This window comes from Isoptericola halotolerans (assembly GCF_003003075.1).
Classification (GTDB): Bacteria; Actinomycetota; Actinomycetes; order Actinomycetales; family Cellulomonadaceae; genus Isoptericola; species Isoptericola halotolerans_A.
The window spans coordinates 215,014-231,227 of sequence record NZ_PVTX01000009.1; the positions used below are offsets into that span (position 1 = coordinate 215,014).

The following is a 16,214-nucleotide window of genomic DNA, read 5'->3' on the forward strand; positions in this document are numbered from 1 at the left end:
ATGCCTTTCTTCGATGCAGACATGAGGTGGAGATTGCCGTCCCGATCAAGCAGATTCTTGCGCTGGTTCGCCACGGGTCGGCGGCACCCCGTCAACCCTCCTAGCGGTCCGCCACCCGAGCGTGACGCTGAACTGGTCGAGGTCGAGCAAGACATCGCCGACGCCCAGCAGGAGCTGGCTGCGCTCAAGGACGAGCGGACGGAACTGCTGGCCGAACGGCGTCGGCTCCAACAGGTGCTTGCTGAACGTGCGGGAAGACGCACGATGCCGCGCTCCCGAGTCGAGAAGACGACCGGGGTCCCCAGCCTCGTTGCCGGGGTGCGCCTCTTTCAGCGAATTCATCGGCGGGCGCCCGAGCCCTCGGCCGGGATCGACGGCGTCGGCAAGGAATTCTCCGACCCGGAGCTCGTGGCGCGCTTCGCCCGATCTCACGGTGTCCCCTCCGAAGTCGCGTCAGCGTCGGCCTCCGAGGTTCGGACGGTTGTGGTCCATGCGTTCCACGGCACCGTGGGGCTCGTCGAGATTCGTCAGGACGGCCTCTCCCGGCACCTCGACGGCTCGCAGCAAGACGTCGGCGACATCCGCGCGGCCGCGAGCTACGGCGTGGACATCCCTGTGAGCGCAGCGATCGAAGATATCTGCGGCTGGTCGGCCACCTTGTCCCGCCACATCCCTCGGCCCTACGTGCAGGTGCTGTGGCACGAAGGGACGGACGGGCCTGTCCTCACGCGCATCGATGTCGATCCCGACCGAGTCCCCGTCCTGACGCCGGAATGGGATCTCCGGCTCGGGCAGCTCTTTGACAGCGCACATGCCCGTATGCTGCTCCAGCCCTATCGCGTGGGCGCCCTGGACAACCGCATCCCCGGAGGCACCTTTCTCCCGGAGGAGACCTCGTGAACGCAGAAGACACACGTGCCAAGTCGCTGGAACGCGCGCGCGCGAAGCGCGACCGGACGCGCCGTGCCATACGCCGCCGCCGCGATCAGCTCGACACCTTGAGAGCCCAGGTCACGATCCTCACCGAGGAGACCAAGTCGCCGATCGAGCGCACGGTCGGCGATGCGCCCGACCCGGAGCTCGCGCTCGGTGTGCCGTCCTATTCCCTCGCGGCTCGCATGCACCGGCGGCACAACACGCGCGGCGTGAACGACCGCGAAGGGCTCCGCGAACCGATCCTGCAGCTCTACAGCAAGCTGACGGCCCAACGGTTCGCCGCCCAGCACGGCGTCCGCGTGCCGCAAGTCATCGGGCGATGGCCAGATCCAGACACCGTCGAGTGGGAATCCCTGCCTGACCGGTTCGTCCTCAAGAGCAATGTCGGCGGCGGCGGGGTCAACGTGTTCCCGCTCGTCCGGAACGCTGATGGCACCTATCAAGACATGCTGACTGGCGCGACCACGACCCGCGACGAGGTCGTCAGCAAGCTGTGGGTCAAGCACCAGAGCAGATCGCAGTATTTCGCCGAGGAGTTTCTGACGGCGCGCGGCGGCGGCCCGGAATCGATCCCCAGCGACATCAAGGTGTTCTGTTTCTACGGAGAGCCTGTCTACCTCGAGGTGCGTACCGGCGACTGGTCACGAGCGAAGGATGTGACGTCCCAGGCCCGGACATTCCTCGCCGATGGCACCGAGCTGTTCAATGTCCGAGCCCTCATCGACACCGGCGACCAGCTCCGCGAGCCAGCCGACCTCGATGAGGTCATCACGGTGAGCGCCAAGCTCTCGAAGGCCATCCGGCGACCGCTGGAACGCCTCGACTTCTTCGAGACCGACGACGGCCTCGTCTTCGGAGAAGTGACGCAGAACCCGGGTCACCTGCCTGCCCTCGTACCGGAGTGGGACCGGCGGCTCGGCGAGGCTTACGAAGAAGCCTACGCACGGCTCCTCACGGACCTGGTCGCCGAGGGAGCCCTCCATGTCGAGTACGGAGACGCGGACGGACCGCAGGACGCTGACGGAAGACAGGCAACCGCCTCGCACTAAGCGTTGCGTGGCGGCCGAGCAGCGAGCATGATTCAGCGCACCGGATCGCGGCGACACTGCGATCCGGTGCCCTGGCTGCGACCGGGTCGGTGAGTCCGGACGGCCGACAGGTGGCGTGCGGGCGGATCCTCATGGACCGGACACGTCAGCGTTGCGCCACGTGGGAGTCGATCGCGGCGACCGTCCGTGCGCAATTCTGCTGATCGCGCGACGCGAAGGCGGCATCCACCCGCGCCGCATAGAAGGGGTCTGGCTCACACCCTCGCTCCAGCAGGTCCTCGACGGCGTCAAGGGTCTGATCAAGGCTCCGAACGACCGGCCCGAATCCGTCGGCCTCGTAGTCGAACCACGACGGCGACGAGTGCTTCGTCTCGAAGTCTTCCTCGTCGAAGCGCGCATAGACGATGGGTGTCCCCACGTAGGCGACGTCGAAGTGTACAGACGAGAAGTCCGTGATGAACGCGTCACATCCGCGGATCAGGTCTTGGAACGTGACGTCGTCGGCGTTCGCGAGCTGAATGCGCTCCCCGGCAACGGATGCGCCCTCAAATCGCGACGCCATGTTGTAGTGCGGCAGGAACGTGAGCCGATAGTCGTACTTCTCCAGCAGGTCATGCAGCCGCCTGCTCTCCAGGAAGCCCGTCATGAAACGCTCGTAGGCCGAGCCCTCGTACGGCTCCTCGCCCTCCTCCGCACCGTCGAGCACCTTGGTCACGAGATACTTGCGCCACGTCGGCATGAACAGAAGGGTCCGGCTCGGCGGGGTGGGAGTGAGCGCGTCGTAACGTGGCATCCCTACCTCGACGAGCTGTTCATCGTAGCCGGACGAAGCACGCAGCGCCGCGGTCTCTCCTGGCATGACCGTCAAGCACAAGTCGTAGCCGGTGGTTCCCCGCTTCACGGAGTTCGGACTCAGGTGCACGCCGTGCTTGAGGTACACCCGGAGAGCACCGACCCTCCAGACGAGGTGGCGCGTATAGCTTCCCGCACCCCAGCTCGCGGGGATCAGGTAGCGGATCGAATAGGCGTTGGCCAGGACCGCCGCGTGCAGCATCAGCAGCTGATGCTGCCAGGACGAGTGTGCGATGACGTTGCCATACTTCGCGACACGGTCGTACTGCGGGCTGGACCTGTCGATCACGTAATAGACGGCGCGCTCCGGGTGGACCTCGCGCATATGAGCGAATAGGTGGACCCCGTTGTCTTGCGCAGTATCGGTCCGTTCCCCGATCAACCAGATCTTTCGCCGGGCGAAGAACGGCCGGGTCACGAGCCGTACCAGCCGCAGCCACCGCATCTGCCGACGCTTGCGTCCACGGAAGATGAAGCCTGCATCCTTCTTGAGCAGCGTTGCGGCCCACCGGACCTTAGCGCGCCACCCGGTGCCGATCTGCGAAGTGATGAAGGCGGCGCTGCCGTCTCCGGTCGTGTGCAACAAGTACCGCACGGTCACTGGAGCGCCGGAGTTACTGCCCTGCGCAGCAGGCACAGGCATGTGCACGGTGCGAGCACTGATCAAGGCGCCTCGGCGGGGCCTCAGGTTGCGCCGCAGACGCAGCAACGGCTCCTCGGTATCGACTTCGATGATGAATCTGCTGTGACCGTTACCTGCGGTTCTGAGCGACAGTGTCGTCGTCAGCTCTTCCCAGCGGACCTTGCCGTGGGAGTCGATCCGCGGGGTCAACCGAATCGGTTCGGAACGGACGACGTCGCCAGACGGTCCCGTCAGGACGATCCGAAAGCGCCACGGCGGTTCCGGCATCCCTGGTACAAACTGCGCGGCGAAGAATGCGAGCACCTCGAGATCGCCGTCCTGCGGATCCACCGCCTCGAGGAGGGGGTTGGCTGCCGCCAACGTCAACCGACCCAGGTAAGCAGCCAAGAGCGAACCTGGCTCGACCTCCTGTCTCGCCAACATCTGGTTGACGTACTGCGCAACGGTCTGTCTGGTGCAGCTTCCCGCCCAGACGAGCAGAGGCACGTCGCTCGCCAGAGGCAGCTGCTCGAGACGATTGACCTCTCGCACGACCTTTCGAGTCCAGGCCGGCACCTTCGACGGGCGCGGGAGCACCGCGACACAGGCGTACTTGGTCGTAGCTCCGAGAACGCGCTCCATCACGGCGAGCTCCACCTCGGGCAGGGCCACAGCAGCACGGACGTCGGTCGTCTGCTCAAGCACCGGCCCGACGTCGACGCCGGGTTGGTGAACGATCGTCATCGGCACCTCCCGCAGCCCCGGCGCCATGCGGACCGCCTCGAGCGCACCGGACAAGGACTCTGCGTCCAACTCGTCCACGACGAGGACGAGCGATACGTCCGCTACCGGTTCTTCGATGTCAAGCAAGGCAACTCACAATGGTGCGAGGCGATGAACACGGGGCATTCGCGGTCACAGCCGGACGGCGCGCGGGTCCTTCGAAGCACCCTTCGTGTCGAAGAAGCGCCGGGACTGAGCGACCAGGGAGTCGACGTCGTACGCCGTGTGGTCCTGGACGAGGATGACGAGGTCCGCCTCGCGGACCGAGGTCTCGAGGTCGTCGACACGCGTCAGGACGGTTCCATCCACATGCCACTCCTCGACCGCCGGGTCGTGGAAGCTCACGTCCGCACCCTGGGACAGCAGGGCGTGCGCCAGCGGGATCGCCGGCGACTCGCGCTGGTCGGCGATGTCGCGCTTGTAGGTCACACCGAGCATGAGGACCTTGGAGCCGCGCAGCGCCTTGGAGTCCTCGTTGAGCGCGTCCTGTGCACGCCGAGCGACGTACGACGGCATCGTCGCGTTGATCTCCTGGGCCAGCTCGACGAACCGGAAAGGGTATCCGAGACGCGAGCGCACGTTGTGGCTCAGGTAGTTCGGGTCGATCGGGATGCAGTGCCCGCCGACACCCGGCCCTGGGTAGAACGCCTGGAAGCCGAACGGCTTGGTCTTGGCTAGGTCGATGACGTCCCACAGGTCGATGTCGAGCTCGTGGCAGAACCGCGCCATCTCGTTCACCAGCGCGATGTTGATGTGCCGGTAGGTGTTCTCCAGCAGCTTCGCCGTCTCCGCCTCACGAGCGCCCTTGGCCTCGACCACCGTGTCGACGAAGCGGCCGTAGAGGTCCGCGGCGCGTCGTGTTGCCGCCTCGGTGGTGCCTCCGACAACCTTCGGCGTGTTCTTCATTCCGTACACCGGGTTGCCCGGGTCGATGCGCTCGGGCGAATACGCGAGCAGGAAGTCCGTCTCCGCGCTCAGTCCACCCTTCTCGAGCAGCGGCCGCAGCACCTCCTCGGTCGTCCCGGGGTAGGTCGTCGACTCGAGAACCACCAACATGCCGGGGCGCAGCACCTCGGCAGCCGTCGAGGTGGCCGAGACCACGGCACCGAGGTCGGGCCCGCCGTCCGGGCTCAGCGGCGTGGGGACGCAGATCACGACGGCGTCGGTGTCACGGATGTCGTCGACGTCAGAGGTGGCAGCGAAGCCGGCGTCCAGCATCTTCTGCACGTCGGCGTCCGACAGGTCGTCGACGTGGGACCGTCCCGCGTTCAGCCCTTCGATGATCCGAGGGCTCACGTCGAACCCGCGCACGGTGAGGCCGGCGCGGACAGCCTCCTGCGCCAGTGGGAGACCGACGTATCCGAGTCCGACAACTACGAGGTCAAGCGACATTTCTTGCTCCAGTTCTGCGTGAGGCACGATTCTGTTCCTGCGAGGTCGGGCGCGACCCCCGGTTCACGGGGCCGGGTCACTGGCATGGTCGCCACCTGCTCTGCGCCGATCCTGCAACCGCCACCACTGCACGACCGGACCACCAGCACTTCGCACAGACGCCGCGACCCGCTCGCAATTCCGGCGGTCATGATAACGAACCAGCCTTGCAGCGCGGTCCGCGTACTCCGACCTCACCGCGAAGCCGGTGCCCGCGGTGTGCCTGACCTCGTCGACGAGGGTGTCGACATCGTTCACGATCGGGCCAGGCAGTTCCTGCTCGAGATCCAGGTGCGTCCCGTGGGGGCCGAAGAACTTCTCCTGGTCGAACTGGAAGTAAGCCACGGGACGGCGCTGAAGCGCGAAGTCGAAAGCCACCGACGAGTAGTCGGTGATCAGCGCGGCGTGGTCGCGCAGAAGTGTCTGGACATCGACCTCTCCCTGCTTCAGGATCTGGACACCGGGCGCGTGAAACATGTCGGCGAAGTGTCGCATGTTGGGGTGCAGTATGAAGGTGACCCGCAAACCGCCACGCATGAGCTCGGCGAGCTGCGGGTGCGAGAGGAAGGCCTGCCACTGGTCACGGTAGGCACTCGTCTCGAAAGAGTCCCGGTGGACCAGCCACTCTCGCCAGGTCGGAATCACCAGGATGCCTGACGGCGGACGATCCGAGGGGGCCAGCAGCTGGTCGAACCGCGGCAGTCCCGTCACTCTGACCTGTGCGGGGCGGTATCCGAACTCCTTGATGGCGACCTCACGTTCGCGGTCCGAGCTCACGTGGAAACGGTCAGTCGAAAACCCCGGGGCGAACCTTCCGTAGTTGGCGACCATGTTCTTCGTACCGGAGATGCCGTGTCTCAGGAAGACACGCACGCCCCGTGCGCCGGCAATCGTCCGCGGATCCCGAGAGGGCAGCAGGTACTCCGCATGGTGGGTACCGACCAGTCGACTCGCGAGGAACGCGACGCGTACGTGTTCGCGGGAGTTCCGCAGAACCACGTTGCCCAGTCCTTCAAGTCGCCGCAGGTCGGGCGCGTCCCCATCGATGACGTAGTAGGCGCGGCGACGTGGGTGGCTCTGGCGAATCCAGCGGAAGAGGTGGTAGCCGTTGTCCTGGGCCTTGTACGGGAGCTCCCCGACCAACCAGATGCCGAGGATGGGGCGCACCAACGGCAGCCAACGCGCGAGCCGGGACCAGCGTCGGATCGCGCGGTACACGTCTGCGCCCATCCTCTCGACACGCAACGAGCGGTTCCCGCCCCGGAACGTCGTGTGCGGAACCACCTGCAGCACGTCGCCGCCAAGGCTCACCGGTCCCCAGGCGACTTCACGATCGCCGGGCTGGCTCTTGATACGACTGGTCTGGACCCGACCGTCAGCATCTTCGACCTCGACATAGAGGTCCAGGAGCTCGACGCGATCGTCGATCCGCGCAGCGAGGTCCTCGAGGTCGACAGTGATGGACACGGACTGGACCCAACGCCCCTGATCGGCGCGCCCTTCCTCCGGGAGGTGAACGAGGGTGCCGTGGAAGAGGTAGCGGCCTTCGCTCTCGCGTGCAACGGCAACGACGCGGACGTCGACAGCGGGCCTGTCGCCGCAACGCACCTCGATGTCGTAGATCGGCACCGATCCGGCACTCCGGCGTTCGCCAACCGTGACCTGGAACTTCCGGCGCGTCTGCTCACCGAAGGAGAGACTGAGGTTGCCCTTCTGTGTCACGACGACACGTTCCCGCGACCCGGTGGTGCTGGTCGCGGCCGCCTCACGCTCCGTCGTCGTGAACTTACCGAGTCGCACCGGATCCCGTGGCGCCGATGCCGTCGCGTCTTGCGTCTCCCGCTGATCCGGCGTCAGGTGCATCCACAGATCGGCTACGTCACCCGTCCGGGCTGCGAGGTGCCGCAGCTGGTCCAGAGGAAGCACGACGGCGTACTGGTCGCCATCGGGCACTGCCTGGGCCCGTACCTCGGCGCCGGTCTCACGCAGCACGGCGGAGACTTCACTGACCCGGTACCCCTGCCGCACATAGTGAATGCTCAGCTTCAGGGCGTCGTCCGTCAGGGCAAGGCGGACGCGCCGCTTGGGCGACGGGCGTGACGGCGTCGGGGAAGCCGTCCGTCTGCCGCGGCCAGGCAACAGACGGCCGACCGTCCGCCGAAGCCACACCAAAGGCTCGGGAGACACGACGAGGCGGGCTCCAGCGCGGGGGCCGGTCGTTGGCCCATGCCCTTCTGCCAGGTCGTCACTGGTCGCTGGTGCGGTGCGGGGCAGGCGCGCGTCTCGCACAGAGCCGAACATCCCCCACCTTTCTCCCGGTGTTCACCCGGTCGCACCAGACGGTTCATCATAGTGCGCTAGCAAGCGTCGACAGACCAAGGACCCCGCGGTGCCGCTTCCCTGCGCGCACCATCGCGCTGTCTTGCCGCGACGCCAGTCACGCGTGAAGTGCCGTCAGGTTCCGGAGAAGGTCTTGCGTACGCGCCCCGCCACGGCACCGGGCAGCCCGCGGAGCGTTCTCCGCTGCAGGGCGGCCTCGAGGTCGGCCACGCGCGCCTCCAGGCGTGCGACCTGCCGGGCGTCCGCCCGGCGGCCGGCCTCCAGCTCCCGCACCTCGGCACGGAGGTGGTCCGCGCCCAGGGCGAGGTCGGCGATGCGCTGTCCCGTGGCGACTCGGCCCGCGATGTCCCGGAAGGCTTCGGGTGACCAGGCCGGATCCTTGGCCAGCACCTTGTCGAAGTCCCACAGGTGACCGAACCGCTCGATGTCGCGGGCGTAGACGCCGTTCAGGGCCTCCAGGACGTCGGCCCCGAAGACGCGTCCCGCCACGGACAGCGGCGTCTCGTTCTCACGCGTCAGCGCGTACGTTCCCGGGAGCCCCTGGGCCTCGAGGTGAGTCCGCAGGTCGGCGAGCAGCAGGGGCAGCTCCGAGACCTCGTAGAGGTGGCTGTACGGGACGACGTCCTCGTTGAGCAGATCCGTCTGCGGCTTGAAGTGTGAGTCGCCCAGGAGAGCCTGTCCGCCGGGACCACCCAGGGCTTCCACGAACCGCGCGAAGTCGGCGACGACGTCGTCGTCGTCGCGCGGCACGCGGGGCATCCAGGGAGCGTCGCGGAACTTGTGCCAGGCGTGGCGAGGGTTGCCGACGAGGAACTTGGACTGCCAGGCGGACCAGGCCCGCAGGCGCGGGTCCCGGATCACGCCGAAGACGAACCACCCGTTGTCCGGCGAGATCTCCGCGCGAGCGTCGGCGTCGAGCTCCGTCAGCTTCGGAACGCCCACCCAGGAAGCGCGGCGGTGGATGGTCTGCTGCCGTGTGGGCGCCAGACCCATGACGGAGTGGAAGACCGCCGGGTCCTGCCCGCTCAGCTCCGCCGTCAACCACTTCAGGCTCGTGCTGGCGTTCTTGGAGACGTTGACGAAGACGACCTTGCACCGGGGCACGACCATCGAGTTCCAGACGCTGCCGGCGTCCGTCGCATCCTGCGGGCGAGCTCCCGAGAGCTCGACGCGGCCGCGCACCTGCGCGCTGCGCACTGACATGTTCAGTCGTACTCCTCTTCGTGCCCGACGGCGGCTCGCAGATCGGGAGCCGCGCGGGAGCCAGCCTACGGCACCGGGTACGCCTGTCGGCGTCGGCGCACCCCGGCGATCAGCTCGTGCGCTGCGACGACGGCGGAGGGCTCACCTTGCGGTCGGCCAGGTCCGCCAGCTCCCGCGACGCCCGTCCGAGCGCGCGGGAAGCGAGCGAGAGGGCCGGCTTCCGGGGCTCAGGGATCTCGCGGTAGCCGAACCGCCGGAAGTCCTCGGCGTAGAAGCTCTCGAGGCGGGCCTCCAGGGCCTCCGAGACCTCCACGTCCTTGCTCGAGATGCCGCGCGTCTTCTCGCTCGTGCGCACCGGTTCGACCTCGGTGGACAGCCCGAGGTCGAACTGGTCGTTGAGGTCGGCCATGGCCGCGTCGAGCCCGTCCTCGAGCCGGTAGACCTGCGCCTTGCGGACCAGGAACTCGACCTGCGGGCGGATGTGGTTGTCGTGGACGAACGGGTTCCGCTCGAAGCGCGCGAACGTGTGCTCCGCCCACGCGTCCACGGCGTCCGCCGTGGTCGTCAGCTCCTGCTTGTGCCGCATGACGTACTCGGAGCGGAACCGTGCGACCGGGTCGCGGACGACGGCGAAGATCGCGTCGAACCGACCCAGTCGCAGCGTCTCCTGCAAGAGCTGCCCGTGCATGTGCTGCGGCGTGCAGGTCCGCAGGTAGTTCGGCTTGCCCTTCCCCATCCGGCCGTCGTGGTAGGACATCTCCCACCCGGCGGCGAGGAAGTGGTGCTCCACGGAGGACCCGCCCGTCTTGGGCACGTGGATGAACAGGACGTTGCGGTCGTCCTTCGTGAAAACTGGCATCCCGGTCGCGTCCTGTCAGGAGCTGTGCGGCAGTCCGCCCACCATGCCGGCGGCGACCGTCTTGTTGGTGGACTCGTCGACCAGGATGAACGAACCGGTCTCGGGGTTCTGCTGGTAGGGGTCGACGAACAGCGGCTGCGTCACGCGGAGCTGGATGCGGCCGATCTCGTTGAGCTTGATCTCGGACACCCCCTCGTCGCGGTGCAGGGTGTTGACGTCGACGCGGTAGTTGATGTCCTTGACCATGGCGCGCGCCCAGCGGGTCGTGTGCTTGATCGCGTACTTCTTGCCGACCGTCAGCGGTGCCGACTCGTCCATCCAGCAGATCTGCGCGTCGATGTTCTGCAGCGCGGCCGGCGTGTTGTTCGGACGCGCGATCATGTCCCCGCGCGAGATGTCGATCTCGTCGGCGAGACGCACCGTCACCGCCATGGGCGGGTAGGCCTCCTCGACCGGACCGTCGGCGGTGTCGATCGACTCGATGGTCGTCTCCAGGCCGGCCGGCAGCGCGACGACCCGGTCCCCCGGCTTCATCACGCCGGAGGCGACGGTCCCGGCGTAGCCGCGGTAGTCCCGCGCCTCGTGCGACTGCGGCCGGATCACGTACTGCACCGGGAACCGGACGTCCACGAGGTTCCGGTCCGAGGCCACGTGCAGGCGCTCGAGGTGGCTCAGGAGCGGCGAACCCTCGTACCACGGCGTGTTCTCGGAACGGTTGACGACGTTGTCGCCCTCCAGCGCGGAGATCGGGATGAACGTCAGGTCCGGGACGCGCAGCCGCGAGGCGAACTCCGTGAAGTCCCGGCGGATGCTCTCGAAGACCTCCTCGGAGTAGTCCACGAGGTCCATCTTGTTGACGCACACCACGATGTGCGGCACGCCGAGCAGCGTCGCCAGGAACGTGTGCCGGCGCGACTGCTCGATGACGCCCTTGCGTGCGTCCACGAGGATCAGCGCCACGTCCGCCGTCGAGGCGCCCGTGACCATGTTCCGGGTGTACTGGGTGTGGCCCGGGGTGTCCGCGATGATGAACTTGCGCTTCGGCGTCGCGAAGTAGCGGTACGCGACGTCGATCGTGATGCCCTGCTCCCGCTCGGCCCGCAGGCCGTCGGTGAGCAGCGAGAGATCGGTGTAGTCGTTGCCGCGGTCCTTGGAGACGCTCTCCACGGAGTCCAGCTGGTCCTCGAAGATCGTCTTCGAGTCGAACAGCAGACGGCCGATGAGGGTCGACTTGCCGTCGTCGACGGACCCCGCCGTCGCGAAGCGCAGGAGGTCGGTCGAGCCGTCGGTCAGTGCCTCGGCCAGGTTCTCGGTCGTGGTGCTCATGGCTTAGAAGTAGCCCTCTCGCTTGCGGTCCTCCATGGCGGCCTCGCTCACCTTGTCGTCGCCGCGCGTGGCGCCGCGCTCGGTGATGCGCACCGCGGCGGTCTCCTCGACGATGGCGGTCAGGGTGGAGGCCTCGGACTCGACGGCGGCCGTCAGGTTGGCGTCGCCCACGGTGCGGTAGCGCACCGAGCGACGCTCGGACGTCTCGCCGTCCTTGAGCGGCGTGAACTCGTTGACGGCGAACAGCATGCCGTCACGGTTCACGACCTCGCGCTCCTGGGCCAGGTACAGGTCCGGGATGTCGATGTCCTCGGCCGCGATGTAGGACCAGATGTCCAGCTCGGTCCAGTTGGACAGCGGGAACACGCGGATCGACTCGCCCTGGTGGACGCGGCCGTTGTACAGGCTCCAGATCTCGGGGCGCTGGTTCTTGGGGTCCCACTGGCCGAAGTCGTCGCGGAACGAGAAGACCCGCTCCTTGGCGCGCGCCTTCTCCTCGTCGCGGCGGCCGCCACCGAACGCGGCGTCGAAGCCGTGCTTCTCCACCGCCTCGAGCAGCACCGGCGTCTGGATGCGGTTGCGCGAGCCGTTGGGCTCCTCCTTGACCAGGCCGCGGTCGATCGCGTCCTGCACGGAGGCGACGACCAGCTGGATGCCCAGCCGCTCGACCCACCGGTCACGGCAGTCCAGCACGGTCTGGAAGTTGAGCCCCGTGTCCACGTGCATGATGGGGAACGGGATCCGCGCGGGGGCGAAGGCCTTGGCCGCCAGGTGGAGCATGACGATGGAGTCCTTGCCGCCCGAGAACAGCAGCACGGGCCGCTCCATCTCGGCGACCACCTCGCGGATGATGTGGATGCTCTCCGCCTCGAGGCTGCGGAGCTGGCTCAGGACGTGAGACGTCACGACTGGGCACCTTCCTTGATCGCCACACCGACGCCCTGGAGCGCCGCGCGCAGGTGCGCGGCGAGGCTCGGGTGGCAGACGAACAGATCGGGGAGCCAGGGATCCTGGCGGTTGTACTCGAGCGGGGTGCCGTCGAGCCTCGTGCAGTCGTACCCGGCGGCGAGGGCGACCGCGACCGGAGCCGCGGAGTCCCACTCGTACTGGCCGCCGCCGTGCACGTAGGCGTCGACAGTACCGTCCACGACGGAGACCACCTTCACGCCGGCCGATCCCATCGGGACCAGCTCGACGTCGTCGCGCCCGGCGAGCTCGGCCACGAACGCCGGCGGACGGCTGCGGCTCGCCGCGATGCGCAGCGGACGCTCCCCCGCCAGCACGGCACGTGCACTCGCGTCGCGAGCGTCGAGATCATGGTCCGACGACGGCGCACCGGTCGTGTGCACGACGCCACGGGCGGGCAGCGCCACAGCGCCGGCGGCCAGTCCGCCCGGACCCGCCGTGCCGTCGTCGGCCCCGCGGACCCACAGGGCGACGTGGACGGCGAAGTCGTCGCGCCACGCTGCCGCGCCGGAGGCGTCGGCCGACCGTTCGGCGAACTCCCGGGTGCCGTCCAGCGGGTCGATGATCCAGACCCGGTCGGCACCGGTCCGCACCGCGTCGTCCTTGGCCTCCTCCGAGAGGACGGCGTCGTCGGGCCGGGCGTGGGCCAGTGCGGCGGCCAGCCAGGCCTGCGCCGCGGCGTCGCCCGCGTCCTTGAGCTTCCGCGGCTCGAACGCACCGCCGGCGGCGTCGACCTCGTCGCGCAGCGACAGCAGCACCGCACCCGCGCCCTCGGCCAGCGCGGCCGCGAGAGCGGCGTCGTCGAGCACCGGTTCGGGGAAGACCGGGGTGGTCGTGGACATCGAGCTCCTTGTGTCTCTGGAGGTGGCACACCGCGGCCCTGGGACGCCGCTGAGGCTACCATTCCGACCATGCCTGCCACCGTGAGCACCCGACGGCCGAGACGTCCGGCGACCGGACCTCTCCGCCGCTGTCGCTCCGGCGCCGACCACCGGGACGGGGGCCGGCGCACGGCATGATCGACATCGATCCCGGCCTGATCGTCGGGGGCCTGCTCGTCGGCTTCATCGTCGGACTGACGGGCATGGGCGGCGGCGCCCTCATGACGCCGATGCTCATCTTCGTCTTCCGCATCGACCCGCTCGTCGCGGTCTCCAGCGACATCGTCGCCAGCCTGTTCATGAAGCCGGCCGGCGCCGTCGTGCACCTGCGCCGCCGCACGGTGAACCTCCAGCTCGTGCTGTGGCTCTGCCTCGGCTCGGTGCCTGCCGCGTTCTGCGGCGTGTTCCTCATCCGGGCGCTGCCCTTCGGGGACTCCCTGGACGAGGCGCTGCAGGTCGTGCTCGGCATCGCGCTGCTCCTGGCGGCCACCATGCTCGTGGTCCGTGCGACGCTCGGCATGATCCAGCACCGCCGTGCGCTCGGGGAGGGGCCGGTCCGCCCCTCGAACGCCGCGGTCGAGGTGCGGAAGGTGCCCACGGTGATCCTCGGCGCCGTCGCCGGGCTGCTCGTCGGGATGACGTCGGTGGGCTCCGGCTCGATCATCATCGTCGCGCTGCTGATGCTCTACCCCGCGCTCAAGGCCTCGAACCTGGTCGGCACGGACCTGGTGCAGGCGGTTCCCCTGGTGGCCGCCGCATCGCTCGGACACGTGCTCTACGGTGAGTTCGAGCTCGGCCTCACGGCCTCCCTGCTGGTCGGCGCGATCCCCGGTGCCTGGTTCGGCGCCCAGGTCTCCAGCCGGGCCCCCGGCGGGCTGATCCGCCGTGCGCTGGCGATCCTGCTGCTGGCCTCCGGCCTCAAGCTGCTCGGCGCGTCGGTCACGGTGGTCGCCGTGGCCGCGGTCGCCGCCCTGGTGCTCGGCAACATCACCTGGGTGGTGGTGCGCGAGCAGCTCAAGAAGCACCCGCCCCGTCCGGCCACCGCCGAACCGGACACCACTGAACCGGCCACCGTCACGAAGGACAGCACCGAGAGCTCATGAACCTCCCCGAGACCACCCACGTCCTGACCTCCGACGAGCTCGACCTGCTCGAGCTCCACCTGGGCGGCGGCACACCGACGATGCGCCTCGGGGCCCGCCCGCACGGCCCCGTCACGCTGACCGACGCCGAGAACACCCCGCTCGCCGTCCTGGAGCCCGACGGGAGCGCGCGCGCCGTCAAGCCGCTGGCCCGGGCTGCCGGCCCGCACTGGGACCCGGCGCTGCGCCGGACGGCCCGGGAGGTCCGGGACGAGGTGCGCCGCGCCGTCGGCCCGGACGCCGACGTGCTGGCGGTCGTCGTCACCGAGCCGCCCACGCGCGAGGAGCTGGCCGCCCTGACGGACGTGACCGCCGGCGCCGCCGCCGTCCTCGTGCTGGCGCCCGCCCGGCGCCGCCCGCCGGTGCCCGGCACGCTCGGAGGCCCGGGCCTGGCGCGCACGGCCACCGTCGTGCGTGACGCCCTGCGGGACGCCGGGACGGTGCCGCCGGTCGCCGTCGTCGTGCCCTGGGCGACCGACGCGGGGCTCGTCTGGGACGACGTCGCGGCACGCTACGGCGCCGACCGCTCCGTGCTGCTGGCCGACCACCGGCCCGCCGCCACGCAGGAGCGCCTCGCACGGCTCGGATCGCTGTGGGCCGACGAGGTCGCCGAGCTGTACCCGGAGCCGGTGGCGCAGGAGGTGACCCGCGCGGCGCGGAGTGCCCGGCACGCGGGCACCGTGGTGTTCTTCACGGGACTGTCCGGTTCGGGCAAGTCGACCGTGGCGCGGGCCCTGGCCGCCGAGCTCGACGACGAGGGGCGGCACACCACGCTGCTCGACGGCGACGAGGTGCGCCAGCACCTCTCGCAGGGTCTCGGGTTCGACAAGGCCTCGCGCGAGCTCAACGTGGAACGGATCGGCTACGTGGCCTCCCTGGTGTCCTACCACGGCGGGACCGCCGTGGCGGCGCCGATCGCCCCGTTCGCGAGCGGCCGCGCGCGCGTGCGCGAGCTGGCCGAGGCCGCCGGCCGCTTCGTGCTGGTGCACGTCTCGACGCCGCTCGAGGTGTGCGAGGCCCGCGACCGCAAGGGGCTCTACGCCAAGGCGCGCGCCGGCGAGATCGCCGAGTTCACGGGCATCTCCTCGCCGTACGAGGAACCCGAGGACGCCGATCTGGTGATCGACACCTCGGTGACCTCCGTCGAGGACGCCGTGGCGCAGGTGCGCGCGATCCTCTGAGTCGTCAGCCCCCGTTGCGCTGGCGGCGCTTGCCGCCTGCCCGACCGCCCGACCGGGCCTGGCGGTGCGCACGGACGAACTGGCGGTAGGCCGCGGTGACCTCCTCGACCGCTCCGTCCATGACGAGCCGGCCCTGGTGCATCCACAGCACGCGGGTGCACATGGCTTCGATCGTGGAGATCGAGTGGCTCACGAGGAACACGGTGCCGGCCTGCTGGCGGACCTCCTCGATGCGCGCCTTGGAGCGGGACTTGAACGCGGCGTCGCCGGTGGCCAGGGCCTCGTCGACCATGAGGATGTCGGGGATGGCCGCGGAGCTGATCGCGAACCGCAGCCGGGCGGCCATGCCCGAGGAGTACGTCTTCATCGGCAGGTCCACGAAGCTGCCGATGTCGGCGAACTCCACGACCTCGTCGAACTTCTCGTCGACCTCCTTGGGCGTCATGCCCAGGGCGAGGCCCCCGATCTCGATGTTCTTCGAACCGGTCATCTGCGGCATGAGCGCCGCGTTCACGCCCAGCAGCGCCGGCTCGCCGTCGACGTAGACGGCCCCGGAGTGGGGCGGGATGAGCCCGGTGATGGCGCGCAGCAGCGTCGACTTGCCCGACCCGTTGATCCCGACGATCCCGATCGACTCACCGTG

The 16,214-nt window shown here is 68.9% G+C and carries 13 protein-coding genes; 4 read left to right on the plus strand and 9 right to left on the minus strand.

The genetic code is table 11. The features are described from left to right. Positions 1-57 precede the first annotated feature (57 nt). Entirely contained in the window at positions 58-900 is an 843-nt protein-coding gene (locus BCL65_RS13990) for a hypothetical protein (protein ID WP_125206549.1), read from the plus strand. Further along, positions 897-1,985, plus strand: a complete 1,089-nt coding sequence (locus BCL65_RS13995; RefSeq protein WP_106269029.1) for an ATP-grasp fold amidoligase family protein — start codon at positions 897-899, stop codon at positions 1,983-1,985. The genes BCL65_RS13990 and BCL65_RS13995 overlap by 4 nt, the downstream gene beginning before the upstream one ends. A gap of 145 nt (positions 1,986-2,130) precedes the next feature. Here BCL65_RS13995 and BCL65_RS14000 read toward each other — a convergent pair whose 3' ends face one another. The 8 genes from BCL65_RS14000 to BCL65_RS14035 all read right to left on the minus strand — a co-directional run bounded on the left by BCL65_RS14000 (position 2,131) and on the right by BCL65_RS14035 (position 13,209). Continuing rightward, positions 2,131-4,329: a CDP-glycerol glycerophosphotransferase family protein gene (locus BCL65_RS14000; protein WP_106269031.1), complete on the minus strand. Its 2,199-nt coding sequence runs from the start codon at positions 4,327-4,329 to the stop codon at positions 2,131-2,133. 45 nt (positions 4,330-4,374) lie between these two features. Beyond that, entirely contained in the window at positions 4,375-5,634 is a 1,260-nt protein-coding gene (locus BCL65_RS14005; RefSeq protein WP_106269033.1) for a nucleotide sugar dehydrogenase, read from the minus strand. Positions 5,635-5,697: 63 nt separating this feature from the next. After that, complete coding sequence (locus BCL65_RS14010; RefSeq protein ID WP_165800027.1) at positions 5,698-7,665, minus strand: CDP-glycerol glycerophosphotransferase family protein; 1,968 nt, start codon at positions 7,663-7,665, stop codon at positions 5,698-5,700. Positions 7,666-8,127: 462 nt separating this feature from the next. Beyond that, entirely contained in the window at positions 8,128-9,216 is a 1,089-nt protein-coding gene (locus BCL65_RS14015; protein WP_106269036.1) for a sulfotransferase family 2 domain-containing protein, read from the minus strand. A 109-nt stretch (positions 9,217-9,325) separates the two neighbouring features. Continuing rightward, entirely contained in the window at positions 9,326-10,075 is a 750-nt protein-coding gene (locus BCL65_RS14020; protein ID WP_106269037.1) for a sulfotransferase family 2 domain-containing protein, read from the minus strand. Between the two features lie 15 nt (positions 10,076-10,090). Next, positions 10,091-11,401, minus strand: coding sequence for a sulfate adenylyltransferase subunit CysN (gene cysN, locus BCL65_RS14025; RefSeq protein ID WP_106269039.1), 1,311 nt, complete (start codon positions 11,399-11,401; stop codon positions 10,091-10,093). A 3-nt stretch (positions 11,402-11,404) separates the two neighbouring features. Then, a complete protein-coding gene (gene cysD / locus BCL65_RS14030; protein WP_106269041.1) occupies positions 11,405-12,307 on the minus strand; it encodes a sulfate adenylyltransferase subunit CysD in 903 nt (300 codons plus the stop codon). After that, the gene (locus BCL65_RS14035; protein WP_106269043.1) at positions 12,304-13,209 is read right to left on the minus strand and encodes an inositol monophosphatase family protein; all 906 of its coding nucleotides are present in this window, start codon (positions 13,207-13,209) and stop codon (positions 12,304-12,306) included. Before BCL65_RS14035 ends, cysD begins: the two co-directional genes overlap by 4 nt. Before the next feature lie 173 nt (positions 13,210-13,382). Between BCL65_RS14035 and BCL65_RS14040 the strand changes: the two genes are divergently transcribed. Together BCL65_RS14040 and cysC are read left to right on the plus strand one after the other, a co-directional pair. Further along, on the plus strand, positions 13,383-14,351 hold the full coding sequence (locus tag BCL65_RS14040) for a sulfite exporter TauE/SafE family protein (protein WP_165800028.1): 969 nt from the start codon (positions 13,383-13,385) through the stop codon (positions 14,349-14,351). Then, positions 14,348-15,571, plus strand: a complete 1,224-nt coding sequence (cysC, locus tag BCL65_RS14045; protein ID WP_106269045.1) for an adenylyl-sulfate kinase — start codon at positions 14,348-14,350, stop codon at positions 15,569-15,571. The genes BCL65_RS14040 and cysC overlap by 4 nt, the downstream gene beginning before the upstream one ends. A gap of 4 nt (positions 15,572-15,575) precedes the next feature. Here the strand turns inward: cysC and BCL65_RS14050 are convergent. Further along, the coding region (locus BCL65_RS14050) for an ABC transporter ATP-binding protein (RefSeq protein ID WP_146137220.1) at positions 15,576-16,214 on the minus strand (639 nt) is incomplete at its 5' end.

Coding starts and splice junctions, on each gene's coding strand:
- BCL65_RS14005 (WP_106269033.1), bottom strand. CDS start 5,634: ATGTCGCTTGACCTCGTAGTTGTCGGACTCGGATACGTCGGTCTCCCA.
- BCL65_RS14015 (WP_106269036.1), bottom strand. CDS start 9,216: ATGTCAGTGCGCAGCGCGCAGGTGCGCGGCCGCGTCGAGCTCTCGGGA.
- BCL65_RS14020 (WP_106269037.1), bottom strand. CDS start 10,075: ATGCCAGTTTTCACGAAGGACGACCGCAACGTCCTGTTCATCCACGTG.
- cysN (WP_106269039.1), bottom strand. CDS start 11,401: ATGAGCACCACGACCGAGAACCTGGCCGAGGCACTGACCGACGGCTCG.
- BCL65_RS14035 (WP_106269043.1), bottom strand. CDS start 13,209: ATGTCCACGACCACCCCGGTCTTCCCCGAACCGGTGCTCGACGACGCC.
- BCL65_RS14040 (WP_165800028.1), top strand. CDS start 13,383: ATGATCGACATCGATCCCGGCCTGATCGTCGGGGGCCTGCTCGTCGGC.
- cysC (WP_106269045.1), top strand. CDS start 14,348: ATGAACCTCCCCGAGACCACCCACGTCCTGACCTCCGACGAGCTCGAC.